Consider the following 14,928-nt stretch of genomic DNA (forward strand, 5'->3'; position numbering starts at 1 on the left):
ACGCCGGATTTCAAGGCAAACGCCTATCATTCCTTCTTCCGGGTGGTTTTTTGCCTCATAGTCCGGAACGCGTGGGGGAGGCGCTTTTTTCTGCCGCACGCCGGACGGGAGGTCAGCAGTTGATCCCGGCTTTCTTCGCCTGGCTGCATAGCTGCCTGACGTGAAGACGGTACATTTTCCCGTCTTTGATGAAGTTTGTCCCGCATTGCCTGAATTCAAAATGAACCTTGCTCCGGATGCATTGTTCCCGGATGGATAAGATCCATTCATAATTCAGGGGCCTGGCGCAGCTGTTGGATTCTCCGCCTGCGACGACCAGTTCAATCTGGTTCAAATACGGGGCCAGGTCCACCTGCTCAAGAAGCGGCTGGCAAATGATGTTTTTATGCTTGATGGGAAGCTTGTTGAAGATGGGGAGCCTGAAGTCCGCCCTGTCCTGGTTTTCCACCGTGCAGCCTATGGTGACGTTGTCATAGCCGTCCGCCCAGTCACCGGGGATGCATTCCATGAACCGTTCAATTCTTTTGGTCAGGAAAATAAAGTTCAGGTCCCGGCGTTCCCGGATCATATCCCAGCATTCGCCGCGCCATGGGTCCGCCTCCCGGATGAGAAAATCCGTGGAGAAGCCCAGATACACGGTCTGGCCGGGTTTCATTCTGTAATCTCCCTTTTTATTCTTCAGCACGGGGGCATGAAAATTGTCTGTTTTCACGATCTCGTCCGTATTCATTCCCCTCCGTCTGTCGGCTTGATGAATATAACAGAATTTGCACCCGGCGCTGTACCGGTGGCATCCGCGCCATGGGTTCCACATAGCCATTTGATTGATTCTGATGGATTGGAGCTGGGGAAAGCATCAGCAAGGCGGAACCCGGAAGCTGGCCGGGTTCCGCCTTGAAATAACAGGTACGGGAATAATCCGCTTATTCCCCGCAGCCGCCATCCTTATACCCGCAGGAGCGGCAGGACTTGCACTTGCCGTCCTGCACGTAGGCCAGGGAATGGCACTGCGGGCACAGGGAAGCGCCGTTAAGCATGGTGCCTTCCGGCGCCTTGCCGGCGGCGGGAACCTCCGGCAGCGCCGGGGTTTCAAGGTGCACCGGGGCGGTGATGATGCGGGGGGGCAGCACGCTCACCGTGGTGTCCGGAGCCTGGCCGGGCAGGCTGACGCTCGGGATGGAGAACACGTCCCGCAGGCGGTAGCCGTTGCTTTCCGGGAAGAGCCACGCCAGAATCTTGGCGATCAGGTCCACCACGGAGGCGCAGGAACGGATTTCCGTGCAGGTGTCCGCCTCCGTATCGTCCCCCACGCGGCAGAAGCCGGAGGGCTCAAAGGAGTAATTGCGGAAGCCCTTGACCACTTCCTTGAGCGGCACGCCGAACTGGAGGGCCGTGGAGAGCAATTTGCAATAGGCTTCAAACATGCCGGAGGCGAAGGAGCCCACTTGGCCCAGGCGGCCGAAGACTTCCCCGCAGGTACCGTCCGCATACACGCCCACCGTCAGGTAGCCCGTGAGCTGGCCGCCCACGGAGAACTTCACGGTCTGGCCCAGGCGGCGGCCGGGCAGCTTGCGCTGGCGCGGCTTGGACGCTTCCGCGATGATTTCGTCAATGGCTTCCGTTCCGGCGTTCACCAGCTGTTCCCATACATGGTTGGCCTTGAACATGCGGGTTTCCGGCGTGTCCACCACGTAAACGGCGTTCGCCTTGGAGCCGGCGCGGAAGATGGCGATGCACTTCACGCCCAGGTCATGGGACATGATGAGGGAATCGTAGACTTCCTGCACGGTGGCGGAGACGGGCATGTTCACCGTCTTGGAGCACGCCCCGGAAATGAAGGGCTGGAGGGCGCCCAGCATCAGCACGTGGCCGGCGGGGGAGATGGCGCGGATGCCGTTGCCGTTGGTGGCGGCGCAGTCAAAGACCGGAAGGTCCTTCTTGTCCAGCCACGGGATGGACTCAATGTGGGCGGAGCCATTGATGACGGTCAGTTCATCCGCCGTCAGCACGGACATGTTGGCCGGGTTGCTGATATAGGCCACCTTTTCCTGAATCTCGCTGCGGGATTCCGTGCCGGAGAGCAGGCGGCGCCACGCGAGGCGCACGGGTCCGGCCTGGTCGTTGCAGGGGTCCACGATGAGCTGGTTCACGACGGCGTCCATATTCCCCTGGAACGCGGAAATCAGGCCGTCCAGGCCGGCCACTTCCAGGGCGGCTTCATTGACGAAGTCTTCCGCATAGCCCAGGGAGCGCAGGCCTTCCAGGGCCAGGCGGTTGAACATTTTCAGGGAGCCTCCGCCCGCAAGCTGCTTCCATTTCACCAGCGTGTAATCCGGTTCAATGGAGGTGGTGCCTTCATCATAACAGCCTAGCGGGGCGGAGATGGTGCCCGTGGGGGCCATCACGGAGACGAAGGCGTTGCGGTGCGCCGTAGCCTTGGCGACTTTGGCCCACATCCCGGAGGCGGCTTCCGCCAGCTTGGCGGCGGCGGCGATGCGCTCCTTGTTCATCAGGGTGGGAGCCTTGAAGCTTTTGAGATAGGCGTGCAGGGCGTAGGAGGCGGTCAACCCCTGCGCTTCCGGCAGCACTCCGCCGGCGTTGGCGATGATGTTCTCAATCAGGTCGTCCAAAGTCTTGGAATCCTTCTGGGCGGGCAGGGCGGTCGCCAGCTTCTGGGCCGCGTTATGCAGGCGCAGCACGGCCAGCAGGTCCTTCTTGCTGGCAGGGTATTCCACGTAGGAACCCAGCTCCGCGCCCATCTCCGCGGAGGCCGTCCAGCAGGCCGCCGTCAGGGCGCTGCAAAGCTGGGAGGCAATCCAGCGGCCTTCGTCGGAATCGTACGGAACGCCCAGCGCCATCAGGGAGCCGCCCACGTTGGCGAAGCCGATGCCCGTGGTGCGGTACTTGTAGGTGCCTTCCGCGATTTCTTCAATCGGGAAGCCGCCGCGTTCCACGTTCAGGTCCGCGCAGACCATCGCCAGGCGCGCGGCGTGGGTCAGGGCGTCCGCGTCGAAGACGGGCTTGCCGTCCTCGCCCTTCGTCAGGAAGCGGTAGGCATTGAAGGAGGAAAGGTTGCAGCTCGTATTGTTCAGGAAGACGTACTCGGAGCAGGGGTTGGAGGTAGTGATGGAGCCGATGGACTTGACGGGGTTCCAGAGGTTGATCACGTCATTGTTGTGCACGCCGGGCTCCCCGTTGTCCCAGATGGACTTCGCCATGGCTTCCAGCAGTTCCTGGGCCCGGAAAGTCTGTTCAATGTGGGCGGGGTTCGTGACCCAGCGCGTGTAGGTATTGCCGTTGTTGGCGAGGGCCTGCCAGAAGTCGCCTTTCAGGGAGACGGAATGGTTCGCGTTCTGGTGGGAAAGCGTTTCCCCGTACAGCAGGGCGTCCATGTGCGGGTCAAAGCTGTTCCGGGTAGCCAGCGGCAGGGAAAGAATGAGGCGCGCGGCGGCTTTTTCCGCCGGGGTGCCCGCCACCAGCTTGGTTTCCGCAATTTGCTTCAGCTCCACGTGCACGTTGTGCTCGCGCAGGATCACCTTGGCGATGTCTTCCTGGCGGTTCTTCGTGCTGATGAACTCGAAAATGTCCGGGTGGTCGCTGAACATCAGCACCATGCGGGCCGCGCGGCGCGTCTTGCCTCCGGACTTGATGGCTCCGGCCATGCGGTCCCAGCCGCGGTCAAAGGAAATGGGGCCGGAGGAGCGGCCCTTGCCGCTGATGGGCTCCCTGGAGGAACGGAGGGTGGAAAGGTTGATGCCCACGCCGGAACCGGAAGCGAAAATGCGGCCTTCCGTGGTCAGGTGGTCCAGGATGTCCTCCATGCTGTCCCCCACTTCCGTCAGGAAGCAGGCGGAGCACTGGGGATATTCATACGTGGACTGGACCGTGAAGGTCTTCAGGTTGTTCTTGGTGCCCTTGGTGTGGTAGGCCTTGTTGCCGTGGCCGGTATAGCTTTCCCGCAGGTCCGGGCGGCCCCAGCGCCACTGTTCCCAGTGGCCGATGTTGAACCATACGGGAGAGTTGGGAGCCCAAATCTGCTGCACCAGCATGGCCTTGATTTCCTCATTGAAAATCTCCGCGTCCTCCAGCGTGGCGAAGTAGCCTTCCTCCCAGCCCCATACGGTGTAGGTGTTGGAAATGCGGTCGTAAATATTGCGGAAGCTGTCTTCATATTCCAGGGACCCCGGTTCACTGCCGAAAAGGTACTTGTCCGCCGTGATCTTGACGGCGTTGTCATCCCAGTGCGCGGGCGCTTCCAGGCCCAGGCGCTCGTAAATGGTCTTGCCGGTCTTCCAATCCATGATGCGGACGTCGCGGCGGGTCCAGTCCACTTCATCATAGGGATGGACTTCGTTGTGGGAAAATCTTCTGGTGAATTTCAGACCGCCCAGAAGGTCCTTCCTCTGGGGGAGGATGATTTCCTGTCCTGTACGCAGTTTGAGTATGGTTTGCGAGTTGTCTATAGTCATGGCTTGCGAAGTAGAAAGCGTTTGGGAGAAATCCCGTGAGGCAGCGCTCCGTCGCGGGGTTGGGGCGGCGCGTAGCGTTTGCATTATCTACTGAAAAATAATCGCGATGAAAAGGAAATATTGTACAGTCTTTTTTTCTGTATCCCACATGTTGTGCTTTATCCCGGTTTCCGAGAAATTTTGCTCCTGTCTTGCGTGAATTTTTTTTGTCTGCCTGACACTCCATTTTTTTTGCTTGACGGGCGCCTTCCTGCAGAACGTTATTCGCCTCCCGCGGAGGGGGCTTTTCCATGGGAAACCCCCGGCAATAAGAAGGCGTTAAGGGGCCGGATGGATGGGTATTGCAGCGTGTATTTCCTGTTATGTGAAAATTCCTGTTGATTATTACCAGTAAATGAATTTTGTTGATTAGTAACATGATGAAGCATCTGATGTCCATGCCGGTTTTCTATCCGGTTGGGAGCGGCCTCCTTCTGCTCCCCTTCACAAGGGCGCCGCTCTTCACCCATCCGGCAAAAAGTCGTTCCGGAAAACTCTCAACAAGCCCTTTTAAAAAACATGGGACAACATTCCTGGGCTTGAAACGAATGCCTGCCTGCTACGGATTTTACGGATTAAAAAATGGCTTCTCCCTTGTTTTTTAAGGCGGGAAGCAGGAGGAGGAAAAGGCTTTTCCATCTGCCTCAAATGAGCCTTGATGAACGTGCTGCAAGGCGTTATTTTAACGGCCATGAGATTGGCTACCCTGATCTGGTTGACCGGCGCCGTGTGCTGCATGCCGGTCCTGGCCGCAGACCCTCAGCATAAGGAACGGAGCGCCGCAGAAAAGGCCCCGCAGCCCCGGTCGCGGAACGTCTCCCTTCAATGCATTGCTCCGGCGCCCGGCTTGCCGGTCCCCATGGATTTGACGCAGGCGGACGAAATCCGGCTGAACGCCCTGGACGTTACCGTGTCCCTGAAACAGCACCAGGCCTTTCTGATTTACACCTGCGCGCTGGACATCCCCAAAGGCGTCAAGGGCAAGATCATCTCCGTGGGCGTGCCGTTCCAGTATGATCCGCCGGATGAACAGGCCAATGCCGCAAAGCCGGAGCCCATACGCAACCTGCCTTTTACGAAGGCGGTGCAGGACGTCGTGACGTCCGTGGACGATTTGAAATGTGATTCCTCCCTGGTGGAAGGGCGGCATCTTCAGGCGGACGCTCCCACCATGTCCCCCGTTGCCGGAATCACCCACTGGCTGGTGGCCCAGGTTCCCAACAAGGCGGGTACTCATGTGCTTACCTTCCAGTTTTCCGTGCCTTATACGCAGGATATTGCCATTACGCCGGAACCGAAGGTCAACATGGGGGAACCCCGTCTGACGCTGCTCGCCTCTCCGGTGATGACCTGGACGGGAGGCACCCCCAGGGCGGTCGTGAATGTATACAGCTCGGAGATGACCAACCAATCCGTCAAGCTGGACCCGTCCGCAGATGCCAAATCCATTGTGACTACGCCCAAAGGCGTTTATACCTGGTCCCTGCTGGGAGCGGACGGCAGGCCCTATGCTTCCTCCGTGGTGCTGACGCCCGGCCCCGGCTGGGTGCTGGACAAGGACGGCCAGGTCACCATCCGCGGTGAAAAGGGAACCCTGACGGACCAGTATGATGTGACGGCCAGCTCTACTCTGGAGAAGGACCCCTACGGCGCGCCGTGCTCCCCGGATAACCTGAAGAACGGCACCGGCTATTGGGCGGAAGGCGTTTCCGGAGACGGGCAGGGGGAAACCCTGGAAATCAAGCTCAAGAATCCGGGACGGCTGCTGGGCATCATGCTGGAAACCGGCATTTCCCCGGTGACCAATCCGGAAAGGGATACGGAAGCGCGGCGGCATCCGAACATAGCCTATTCCATGTTCAGCCGCCCCAAAGTCATCCAGGTAACGCTGAACGGGAATTACACCTTTGACGCCACGCTGCGGGATGACTGGACGCCCCAGATCGTCGTGCCGCCGTACTACAGGCAGCCTGTGCACACCATCAAGATCAGGATAGATTCCATCTATCGCGGAACCGGAACGTCGGACACCTACATCGGCATCCTCAAGCCTATTGTCCAATAAAAGGCTCGTTCCGGCCCTTCTTGTCCGGAATCGGGAGTCCGCGCCTTTCCTCTTTCGCAGTAGTTCCGGCATGAACAGCCTGGCGCGGATGGTGGGGCCTTTCTCAATGATGGAACAGGGAACTGCCCGTGCGTCCTCTGGGATAATGGCGGAAGGGAAGCGTGAGCAGGTACATCAGCACGAGCGCCGGAATCTGCATCCACAGCAGGTACCAGGGCCACGGCCCGAACAGGTCCAGCACGGAGCCGCCCGCAGGCGTAGCCACGGTGAACCCGTAATTGGTTTCCAGGAGCATGTTGACGGGGTGGACGGCCGCCAGATATACGTTCGCCAGCAGAAGGGCCCACAGGAAATCCCACCGCGCCGGCTTCCATTCCAGGGCCAGCGGCAGGTAAAGGGCCGTGATGACCGTTACGCCGTGGGACAGGAAAAAGGCGAAGTACGTCCACGACGGGAAATCGTGGGCCACGGATGGGGTGAGCAGCCCCTGCAAGGTGGCGCACAGCACGCAGTAGTATACCACGGAGCGCAGCAGGCGGGAGGGAATCCACAGGCTCAGGGCGCAGAGCACCTGCATGACGGAGCAGAAATGCAGGGGAAGCATCCACGTCCAGCTCTTTTCCGGTTCATCCGCCAGCATGGCGGCCAGGTCCGGAACCAGGCTGAACAGGCAGGCGACTCCCAGCCAGAACGTGGTGCGGTTCCTGACGGTTTTCTTGTAGGACTGCCCCAATTCCATGATGCAAACTCCCGCCGCCAGAAGAACGGCCAAAGCCGCCCAGTGGGAAACCCCTGCAAATTCCAGTGGAGGGACGCCGTTCATGCGACGGCTACCATAACAGAGAAGGGGGGGCGGGGGCAACGCGAAAAGCGGGACGGGTTTCAGTCTTGCAAATTCGCCTTCCCCGGGCATACTTGCCTGCGGAATGAAACAGGGCTTGTTCATATTGGTCAGCGGCCTGCTGATGGCCGGCCTGACCGGATGCGACGATTCCAGCGAACGGCGCGCCCGCTACGCGGAGAAGAAGCCCGCTCCGCGCCCCCTGGAAAGAACGTTTGACCCTCCCAAAAAAGTTCTCCCCCCCGCGGAGCCTAAAAAGAAGGCCCCCGTGTGGATGGACTACAAGGGGGAGGACATGAGGCAGCTCACGGAACTCTCCGGCCGCAAGGTGCTGATTGTCTTTTATGCCCCTTGGAGCCGCCCGGCCACGGACTACGTGCAGGCGGTCAAGTCCTACGCCGCGGCGCAGGACGGCAAGGCGTTCGCCGTGCTGATTGACGCGGACGCTTATCCGGACGTGGCCCGCAAGTACGGGCTGGAAGCCGTTCCGCTAACGGTCCTGTATCTGGAAGGCATGAAGCTGAAGGAAATGGTCGGCGGCGTTTCCGCCCCCCGCCTGAACGAACTGATTGAACAGACCATACGGGTGCAGTAAAGGAATTTCCTTTGCTGGCCTTTGCATGGTTACAGGGAAAAATGACCAATTCCCTGTAGATGAACACTCGTCAATAGTCCGGAGAGGTATATTCCTTCTGGAGGCGCCTCTTATATTTCGTATTGGAGACGGTTTGGCAAAATTCCGGAATGTGCAGGCGGAAGGCGCATTTATTTCCTCCCGGGACGGAGAGATTGGAATGTTTAATTATTGGCCATCAATGCTTGTATTTTTGATGCCCTTTATTTTCACCTGATTCCTGCGCTGTTTCGGCCCTTTTCCTGTCTGCCGAATACGCGTTGAACGTGTTGATGGGGAGAGGGAAATCTTTCAAGGTGACCATGGACTGAATGGCCAGTTCATTCAACAATAAATGAATTGAAAACATAAACACTATGGCTATATCAACTATACCATTTCACCCGCTCGACGCTGAAAATAATCCTCGTTACAAGGTGAAGAAAAAAGACGCTCCCAAAATCGTCTGGCACAAGACGGAAGAAACCGGCGTTCATGACTGGGAAGGATACATCCGTATCCCCTTCGATAAGGAATATGCCTTTACCATTCAGATGGACGACAACGGTTACCTGGAAATAGACAACCAGAAAGTGGTGGAACTCAAGGACGGCAACTCATCCAGGAAGGCGGAGGGCAAGAAGGAACTCAAGCAAGGTTACCATTACGTCAAGCTCCATCATGAGAACCTGAAGGTTCCGGATGCCATTGCCCCCTATCCCAATGCGGAAGAATTCGTTCCTCAAATGGATGGGGCCGACCTGGAACTTTGGGAAATTGATGTCCCCGTCAATCTCTGGAAGACGGAGGATGCCCAAAAACTGCTGAAATGCTACAATATGGTGGATTATGTCACCATGCCCAATCCCGGACAGGTTTGGTCCTACATCGGGGGGTGGCTCTATCAGGCTCACCTGAAGGAAATTGAGGACAATGTACCTGAGCAATTGCGCAGCTATTATAACAGCTGCGCCCTGCGCATGAGTATCGCGCTGAGTTCCTTCGGGAAGGACTTGAAGAACGAAGCCGGGGCGGAGCTCATTGGAGACAAGGCGAATGCTGGCGCATTGGAAGGTAAAACCCACGTGATCATCCGTGCAAGGGACATGGCCGCTTATGTGCAAAAGCTCCTGGGCGACCCGGACTATGCCGACGGCCAGGATACAGGCTATTGCAGCCCGCAGCCGGGCGACATTATTGTGTTTGCCGGAAAGGGTCACGCAGGAATGTGTCCGGGAGACAACATCTCCATTGGCAGTTTCCTGACTGGCCCCATTTGGTTAATCAACCGGGCGACATTGAAAGACGCTGAATAATTCATCAACTTCTTTTTTACGGAGCGAATGCTTTTAAAGCATTCGCTCCGTTTTTGAACATAATGGAAAAGAAAGTAATCTACCCATTTCTATGGATAAAACACCACTCTTTTGTTGTTTGCTTTCCGGACTGATACCCGTATCGGCCAGCGCGGCGCCATCTTCCCCCCCCTTTCCCACGCAGGCTGAAGTGGCCGCGGATGCTTCTCTTTACAGCCCGGCCATGTACCTGCGGAGAAGCGACATTCTCCTGGCGGTTATTATTTATAAGACGGTAGAAACGGACCAGGAGATAACGTACTACGCCCGCGTCGTCCAATCCCTCCGGGGGGACATTCCTGTGGAGGCTTTGATCCAGTGGAGCTGGGCTTCCCATAAACACTCTGCGGGCAGCTTCTCCAAACCGGAACCGGGCAGCTCCCCTAAAACGGAACTGTATTCCGGTAATTATATGTATTATACCCTTGCCTCCTCCAAGGAGGTAAAAAAACTGCCGGACACGCCGGAATCTTTTGCTCCGGCGGACAGTATCCCGGGCCTGGATTCCTATGATCTGGGAGACGACGTCATTTACTTCCCGATGACGGAGAGCGATCGGGGCCAAGCTATAAGGAAACTCCTTCATATCGAACCCGCCAGGATCACCGCAGAATCGGAGGCCGCCCGCTTCCGGCCCTCTTCCGGCAAATAACGTCTTACTCTTTTTTCTTTCCGTTTTTCCGGCAGGCCCTTCCTTGTTGCCCGGGCATGTTTCATCTCCCCGTCCGGTTCCTTTCAGGAAGCAGGCCTTTTTTTGTATTTCAGCATTCCCCTCCCTGTCCCGGACAGGGGGGGAAATACATGAAAAAACCGGTTCACGTTTCCGTGAACCGGGCCTGAAAAAAGGGGGAAGGGTTAGACGCCCAGATTGAACGCCCTGTGCACCACCCGGGCCGCTTCCTCAATGTCTGACTCGTCCACCATTACGGCAATCTTGATCTCCGAGGTGGAAATCATGCCGGTCTTGATGTTGGCGTCCGCCAGGGCCTTGAACGCGGTAGCTCCCACGCCGGAGTGGGAACGCATGCCGATGCCTACCAGGGAAAGCTTGGCAAGACCCGCTTCCGTTTCCACCTTCACAGTGGAACCCAGGGCGGCCATGACCGGCTTGAGGGCAGCCTGGGCGCGGCCCAGTTCGTTGGAGGGCATGGTGAAAGACTGGCGGACGTAGCCGTCATGAGCGGTATTGGCCAGAATCATGTCCAGGTTAATTTCCGCTTCTGCCAGGGCGCCCAGTATCTGGGCCGTGTAGCCAATCTGGTCCGGAATGCCGGTAATGGTAACGCGGGCCTGGTTGCGGTCAATGGAAATGCCGCGGATGACGACGGCTTCCATGGAGGGAGTTTCTTCTTGCACGATTGTACCGGGGTTGGTGTTCATGGAGTTGCGAACTTCAAAGACGACGCCGAATTTTTTGGCGAATTCCACGGAGCGCGACTGCATCACCTTGGAACCGTTGGAGGCCATCTCCAGCATCTCGTCATATGAAAGGGTTTGTATCTTCTTGGCGTCTTTCACCACGCGGGGATCACAGGTGTACACGCCGTCCACATCTGTAAAAATCTGGCACACGTCCGCTTTCAGCGCGGCAGCGATGGCGATGGCGGAAAGGTCGGACCCCCCGCGGCCCAGCGTCTGGACCATTCCTTCTTCCGTGGCTCCCTGGAAGCCGGCGCAGATGAGGATGTTGCCTTCCAGCAGGTACTTGTTCATCAGCGTGGGGTTGATGCTGTGGATGCGGCCACGCGTATGGCTGCCGAAGGTCGTGATGCCCGCCTGCGCCCCCGTGAAGGACATGGCTTTTTCCCCCAGCTCGTGCAGGGCCATGCAGAGCAGGGCGATGGACTGCTGCTCTCCGGTGGCCATCAGCACGTCAAGTTCGCGTTCGCAAGGGGATTCGGACAACTCTTTGGCCAGGCCGATCAGCTTGTCCGTCACCCCGCTCATGGCGGAAACGACGGCGACCACCTGGTTGCCGTCTTTGGCGGTGTCATGGATGCGGCGCGCCACATTGCGGATGCGGTCAATGGTGCCGACGGAGCTGCCCCCGAATTTTTGAACGATAAGAGCCATGTAACAGGATGATGATGTAGGTTAGGATTGAGGAAGAAGGTGTTCGATGCGGAGTACGCGGGGTTCCGCCGCCACGCAGGAAATGCGGGCAATTTCCTCCAGGGCCTTCTGAAGCTGGCCCCACGGGCAGGAATGGAGGATGAAAACGAGGTCGTTCCACTGGGCTCCGTCTTCAGCGATATGGCTGGGAGCGGAGGAGGTGGCGGATATGCCGATGCCGAAGGTGGCCAGAATGCGGGCTATCTCCGCAATGACGCCGGGCTGGTCCGCCACCTGGAAGCGGACGTAATACGGGGTGACCGTATCATTGATGTGCATGATTCCGCAGGACTTGGCATACGGATTGAACCCCGTATGGTATTCAGGATAGCGGCTTTCACGCATGGCGGTGATCACGTCGCTGATGACGGCGGAGGCTGTGGGATTTTTGCCCGCTCCGCGGCCGTAAAACAGCGTTTCCCCTACAATGTCTCCGTTGACGGAAATGGCGTTGAATACGCCGTTCACGGAGGCCAGGATATGCCAGTCATGGACAAAGCAGGGCTGGACGCGCAGTTCCAGGGCGTCTTCCTGCCCTTCATGGTAGCGGATGACGACGAGGAGCTTGATGGTATAGCCCAGCTTCCTGGCGAACTCGAAATCCCGGCTGGTGATGTTCTCAATGCCGCTGACGTAAATCTTGTCAGGGGAAATAGTGGTTCCGTACGCCAGCATCGCCAGGATGAGGGCCTTGTGGGCGGCGTCCCAGCCGTTGACGTCCAGGGAGGGATCTTCTTCCGCAAAGCCCAGCTTCTGGGCCTGGACCAGGGCGTCCGCGTAATCGGCCCCGTGTTCTCCCATGGCGGAGAGGATGTAATTGGACGTTCCGTTGATGATGCCGACAATGGAATTGATATGGTTGCAGATCAGGGAATTCTGCAGGCTCTGGATGATGGGGATGCCGCCTCCGGCGGAAGCTTCAAAATAAATGGGCGTGCCCATTTCCGCGGAAAGCTTGAAAATCTCCGCGCCGTACTCCGCCAGAAGAGCCTTGTTTCCCGTGACGACGGGTTTCCCGGCGCGGAGGGCCAGCGTCACCAGCTCGTAAGCCTGGCGCGTGCCGCCGATCAGTTCGATGACGATGTCTATTTCCGGGTCATTCACCAGGTCCTGCCAGTCGTCCGTCAGCAGCTCCTGGGGAACGGCGGTTTCCCTGGGTTTTTCCAGATTGCGCACGGCGATGCGCTTGATTCTGAAAGGAATCTTGCTCCGGGCTTCCAGAAGGGAGTGGTTGCGGCACAGCGTTTCATAAACGCCGGAACCAACCGTCCCCAGCCCGGCAAGCCCAAGTTGTATAGGTTTTTCCGTCATTCCTGCCGGGGGATTATGCAAAAAAATCCCTGTAACGCAAGAGCTTTTACCGTCTGGAAATGCCACGTGACCCTCGTCCGGAGGGCGTGGAAACAGGGGAAAGTGGAAAGGGTGGCCGTTACTCCGTTCCCCTGGCTCCTCCGGATAATCTCCGGAAGTGCCCGTTCCGTTTTCTGTTCCAAATTTTGTAAGGGGGAAATCCTTCTGTATTCTCCAGAAATAAATGGAGTGGGGGGAATATCATATCCCGCCATGTTCATTCTGCCGTTGCCTGGGAATGGAAGCTTGATTAATTCCTCCTGAGCGCTTCAAGCTATCCTTTCTGTCCGCCAGGCTTGTCTGGTTTCCTGGCTAGCGTATTTAAAACATTTTCCGCAGCACAGCGGCGGGGAATTTCTCTCTTTCTTTGTGCCGTCCGGAGTCTAAAGGGGCCGGAACCCTTATTCCCGGCGCACGGCCGTGAATGAACATGCGGGAAGGACGGCTTCCTTACGCCCGGTGGCATCCCTGGTGCGCTGCAGGTTCACGAAGGTTCCGCCAGGACAACCGCCGTGCCGCAGGCCGGCAATTCACTGGGGCCCGGGGAAATCTCACTGCTGGCGAAATCGGGGAGGGAAACGGCGCCGGAAAAAGGCAGCGAAAAACCCTCCTTGAAGAGAGGGTTGGATTGGCAGCCCCACCAGGACTCGAACCTAGAAATACTGAACCAAAATCAGGTGTGTTACCAATTACACTATGGGGCTGTCTTGCACTGGCATTCCTGCCGTTGCGGGGCGTAGTAAACCATACGGGGCGTAGTCTGGCAAGAGAAAAATGACCCGTTTCAGGCGTTTGGGGGTCAGTGTTCCGGCTTGATGATGCGGGTATAGCTCAACCGTTTGAACATCAGCATGGGAATGGCTACTCCGATCACCAGGGAGAAGATGATGAAGAACGCCGTGATGCCGTTCTTGCAAATCTCTACAATCAGCCGGTTCATGGTGGCCGTGTCCTGGTTCTCCTGCATGAACTGCATCAGGGCCAGGATGGTCTTGTAGGCGTACACGCCCGGAATCATCGGCAGCAGGGAGGGGAAGGCGAAAATCTCCGCCGGGCACTTCACCAGCTTGGCTGTCATGACGCCCAGCATGCCTATGGTGAAGGCGGCGATAAAGGTAGCGCTGGAAATGTCAATGGACCAGGAATGCAGCATGTAAAACCGGAAGGCGTGGCCGATGGCCGCCAGCAGGGCGGAAACGGCAATGGCGCGCTTGGGCGGATTGGAGATGACGGCAAACCCCGTGGCGGCAATGGCGGCCATCAGGCCGTCCAGGAGGATGGAGGAAAGAAAATCCGGACTCATAAGCTGTTTACCCCCACGATGAGCATGGTTGCGGAAAGGCCGATGGTGATGCAGGAAATCATCATGATGGAATGGACGCCGCGTGAGATGCCCATCAGGATGTGGCCGTGCATCAGGTCCATGATGGAATTGATCATCTGAACGCCGGGAACCAGGAACAGGACGCTGGTGGCCAGGGCGATCTGAGGCGTGGAGCCGAGCTGGAAGATGACGGCGCACGCGGCCGCCATGGAAGCGGCGAAGGCGGAAAGGATAATGACGCCCAGCGGATTGTACTTCAACCGGGAAAGCTGCTGTTTTACCAGGAAGCCCAGCAGGGTGGCGGCGAACACGGTCAGCATGGCCCACAGGTCCCCGTTGAACAGGCGGCAGAAGGCGGCGTTGCCCACGCTGACCAGAAGCAGGTCCGTCCAGCGGGAAAACCTCTTGGTGCGCACGATGGAGCGGAACGCCTGCTCCATCTCCGCAATGCTGACGTTGTTGTCCACCGGGAGCCAGCTCAATTCGCTGAGCTGCTGGATCAGGTTCAAGTTGAACGCCAGGGGCTTCAGCTTCCGGACGGAGGTGCGGCGCAGCGTCTCGTCATCCTTGCAGATCAGGCTCATGGTGATATTGCGCTGGAAAATGGTCATATCCGCACTGTACCCGTACGCGGCGGCAATGCGGGAAATATTGCGCACGGCGCGGTTGGTGTGCACCCCTGCGCCCATAAGCGTGGTGGCGTACTCCAGCAGGAACTCTGAAAGGGCCTGTATTTGGTCGGTATGCTGCATAAAGGGGA

The 14,928-nt window shown here is 58.0% G+C and carries 12 protein-coding genes and 1 tRNA gene; 5 read left to right on the forward strand and 8 right to left on the reverse strand.

The genetic code is table 11. From position 1 onward, the window contains the following. Window positions 1-112 precede the first annotated feature (112 nt). Together QSJ36_RS02010 and QSJ36_RS02015 are read right to left on the reverse strand one after the other, a co-directional pair. Window positions 113-820: a DUF5131 family protein gene (locus tag QSJ36_RS02010; protein WP_102722295.1), complete on the reverse strand. Its 708-nt coding sequence runs from the start codon at window positions 818-820 to the stop codon at window positions 113-115. A gap of 103 nt (window positions 821-923) precedes the next feature. Next, on the reverse strand, window positions 924-4,469 hold the full coding sequence (locus QSJ36_RS02015) for an adenosylcobalamin-dependent ribonucleoside-diphosphate reductase (protein WP_285466510.1): 3,546 nt from the start codon (window positions 4,467-4,469) through the stop codon (window positions 924-926). 416 nt (window positions 4,470-4,885) lie between these two features. On the opposite strand from QSJ36_RS02015, the gene QSJ36_RS02020 reads away from it, so the two are divergent. After that, window positions 4,886-5,113 (forward strand): hypothetical protein, encoded by a 228-nt coding sequence (locus tag QSJ36_RS02020; RefSeq protein ID WP_146017777.1) that lies wholly within the window; start codon window positions 4,886-4,888, stop codon window positions 5,111-5,113. Window positions 5,114-5,199: 86 nt separating this feature from the next. Further along, the gene (locus tag QSJ36_RS02025; RefSeq protein ID WP_146019579.1) at window positions 5,200-6,573 is read left to right on the forward strand and encodes a hypothetical protein; all 1,374 of its coding nucleotides are present in this window, start codon (window positions 5,200-5,202) and stop codon (window positions 6,571-6,573) included. A 103-nt stretch (window positions 6,574-6,676) separates the two neighbouring features. Here the strand turns inward: QSJ36_RS02025 and QSJ36_RS02030 are convergent, their stop codons facing one another. Beyond that, on the reverse strand, window positions 6,677-7,396 hold the full coding sequence (locus QSJ36_RS02030; RefSeq protein WP_022398231.1) for a TIGR02206 family membrane protein: 720 nt from the start codon (window positions 7,394-7,396) through the stop codon (window positions 6,677-6,679). Window positions 7,397-7,499: 103 nt separating this feature from the next. Here QSJ36_RS02030 and QSJ36_RS02035 point away from each other — a divergent pair, with 103 nt between their 5' ends. From QSJ36_RS02035 to QSJ36_RS02045, 3 genes are all read left to right on the forward strand, one after another. Beyond that, the gene (locus QSJ36_RS02035; protein WP_022398232.1) at window positions 7,500-8,009 is read left to right on the forward strand and encodes a thioredoxin domain-containing protein; all 510 of its coding nucleotides are present in this window, start codon (window positions 7,500-7,502) and stop codon (window positions 8,007-8,009) included. Between the two features lie 455 nt (window positions 8,010-8,464). Then, on the forward strand, window positions 8,465-9,343 hold the full coding sequence (locus tag QSJ36_RS02040; RefSeq protein ID WP_285466517.1) for a T6SS effector amidase Tae4 family protein: 879 nt from the start codon (window positions 8,465-8,467) through the stop codon (window positions 9,341-9,343). Window positions 9,344-9,434: 91 nt separating this feature from the next. Beyond that, a complete protein-coding gene (locus tag QSJ36_RS02045; RefSeq protein WP_285466519.1) occupies window positions 9,435-10,034 on the forward strand; it encodes a hypothetical protein in 600 nt (199 codons plus the stop codon). A 203-nt stretch (window positions 10,035-10,237) separates the two neighbouring features. Here the strand turns inward: QSJ36_RS02045 and QSJ36_RS02050 are convergent, their stop codons facing one another. From QSJ36_RS02050 to QSJ36_RS02070, 5 genes are all read right to left on the reverse strand, one after another. Further along, window positions 10,238-11,455, reverse strand: a complete 1,218-nt coding sequence (locus QSJ36_RS02050) for an aspartate kinase (RefSeq protein WP_022398236.1) — start codon at window positions 11,453-11,455, stop codon at window positions 10,238-10,240. A 21-nt stretch (window positions 11,456-11,476) separates the two neighbouring features. Further along, window positions 11,477-12,805, reverse strand: coding sequence for a homoserine dehydrogenase (locus tag QSJ36_RS02055; RefSeq protein ID WP_022398237.1), 1,329 nt, complete (start codon window positions 12,803-12,805; stop codon window positions 11,477-11,479). Between the two features lie 668 nt (window positions 12,806-13,473). Then, window positions 13,474-13,548: transfer RNA gene (locus QSJ36_RS02060), tRNA-Gln, on the reverse strand. Window positions 13,549-13,643: 95 nt separating this feature from the next. Continuing rightward, the gene (locus QSJ36_RS02065; RefSeq protein WP_022398238.1) at window positions 13,644-14,147 is read right to left on the reverse strand and encodes a threonine/serine exporter family protein; all 504 of its coding nucleotides are present in this window, start codon (window positions 14,145-14,147) and stop codon (window positions 13,644-13,646) included. After that, window positions 14,144-14,920 carry a threonine/serine exporter family protein gene (locus tag QSJ36_RS02070; protein WP_022398239.1) on the reverse strand — a complete coding sequence of 259 codons (777 nt, stop codon included), beginning with the start codon at window positions 14,918-14,920 and terminating at the stop codon, window positions 14,144-14,146. The genes QSJ36_RS02065 and QSJ36_RS02070 overlap by 4 nt, the downstream gene beginning before the upstream one ends. Between the last annotated feature and the right edge of the window lie 8 nt (window positions 14,921-14,928).

It is taken from the genome of Akkermansia sp. NBRC 115031 (assembly GCF_030268505.1).
Lineage (GTDB): Bacteria > Verrucomicrobiota > Verrucomicrobiia > Verrucomicrobiales > Akkermansiaceae > Akkermansia > Akkermansia massiliensis.

Excerpts from the sequence above, each read along its gene's own strand:
- QSJ36_RS02010 (WP_102722295.1), bottom strand. The coding sequence starts at position 820 with ATGGCTATGTGGAACCCATGGCGCGGATGCCACCGGTACAGCGCCGGG.
- QSJ36_RS02015 (WP_285466510.1), bottom strand. The coding sequence starts at position 4,469 with ATGACTATAGACAACTCGCAAACCATACTCAAACTGCGTACAGGACAG.
- QSJ36_RS02020 (WP_146017777.1), top strand. The coding sequence starts at position 4,886 with ATGATGAAGCATCTGATGTCCATGCCGGTTTTCTATCCGGTTGGGAGC.
- QSJ36_RS02025 (WP_146019579.1), top strand. The coding sequence starts at position 5,200 with ATGAGATTGGCTACCCTGATCTGGTTGACCGGCGCCGTGTGCTGCATG.
- QSJ36_RS02030 (WP_022398231.1), bottom strand. The coding sequence starts at position 7,396 with ATGAACGGCGTCCCTCCACTGGAATTTGCAGGGGTTTCCCACTGGGCG.
- QSJ36_RS02035 (WP_022398232.1), top strand. The coding sequence starts at position 7,500 with ATGAAACAGGGCTTGTTCATATTGGTCAGCGGCCTGCTGATGGCCGGC.
- QSJ36_RS02045 (WP_285466519.1), top strand. The coding sequence starts at position 9,435 with ATGGATAAAACACCACTCTTTTGTTGTTTGCTTTCCGGACTGATACCC.
- QSJ36_RS02050 (WP_022398236.1), bottom strand. The coding sequence starts at position 11,455 with ATGGCTCTTATCGTTCAAAAATTCGGGGGCAGCTCCGTCGGCACCATT.
- QSJ36_RS02055 (WP_022398237.1), bottom strand. The coding sequence starts at position 12,805 with ATGACGGAAAAACCTATACAACTTGGGCTTGCCGGGCTGGGGACGGTT.
- QSJ36_RS02065 (WP_022398238.1), bottom strand. The coding sequence starts at position 14,147 with ATGAGTCCGGATTTTCTTTCCTCCATCCTCCTGGACGGCCTGATGGCC.
- QSJ36_RS02070 (WP_022398239.1), bottom strand. The coding sequence starts at position 14,920 with ATGCAGCATACCGACCAAATACAGGCCCTTTCAGAGTTCCTGCTGGAG.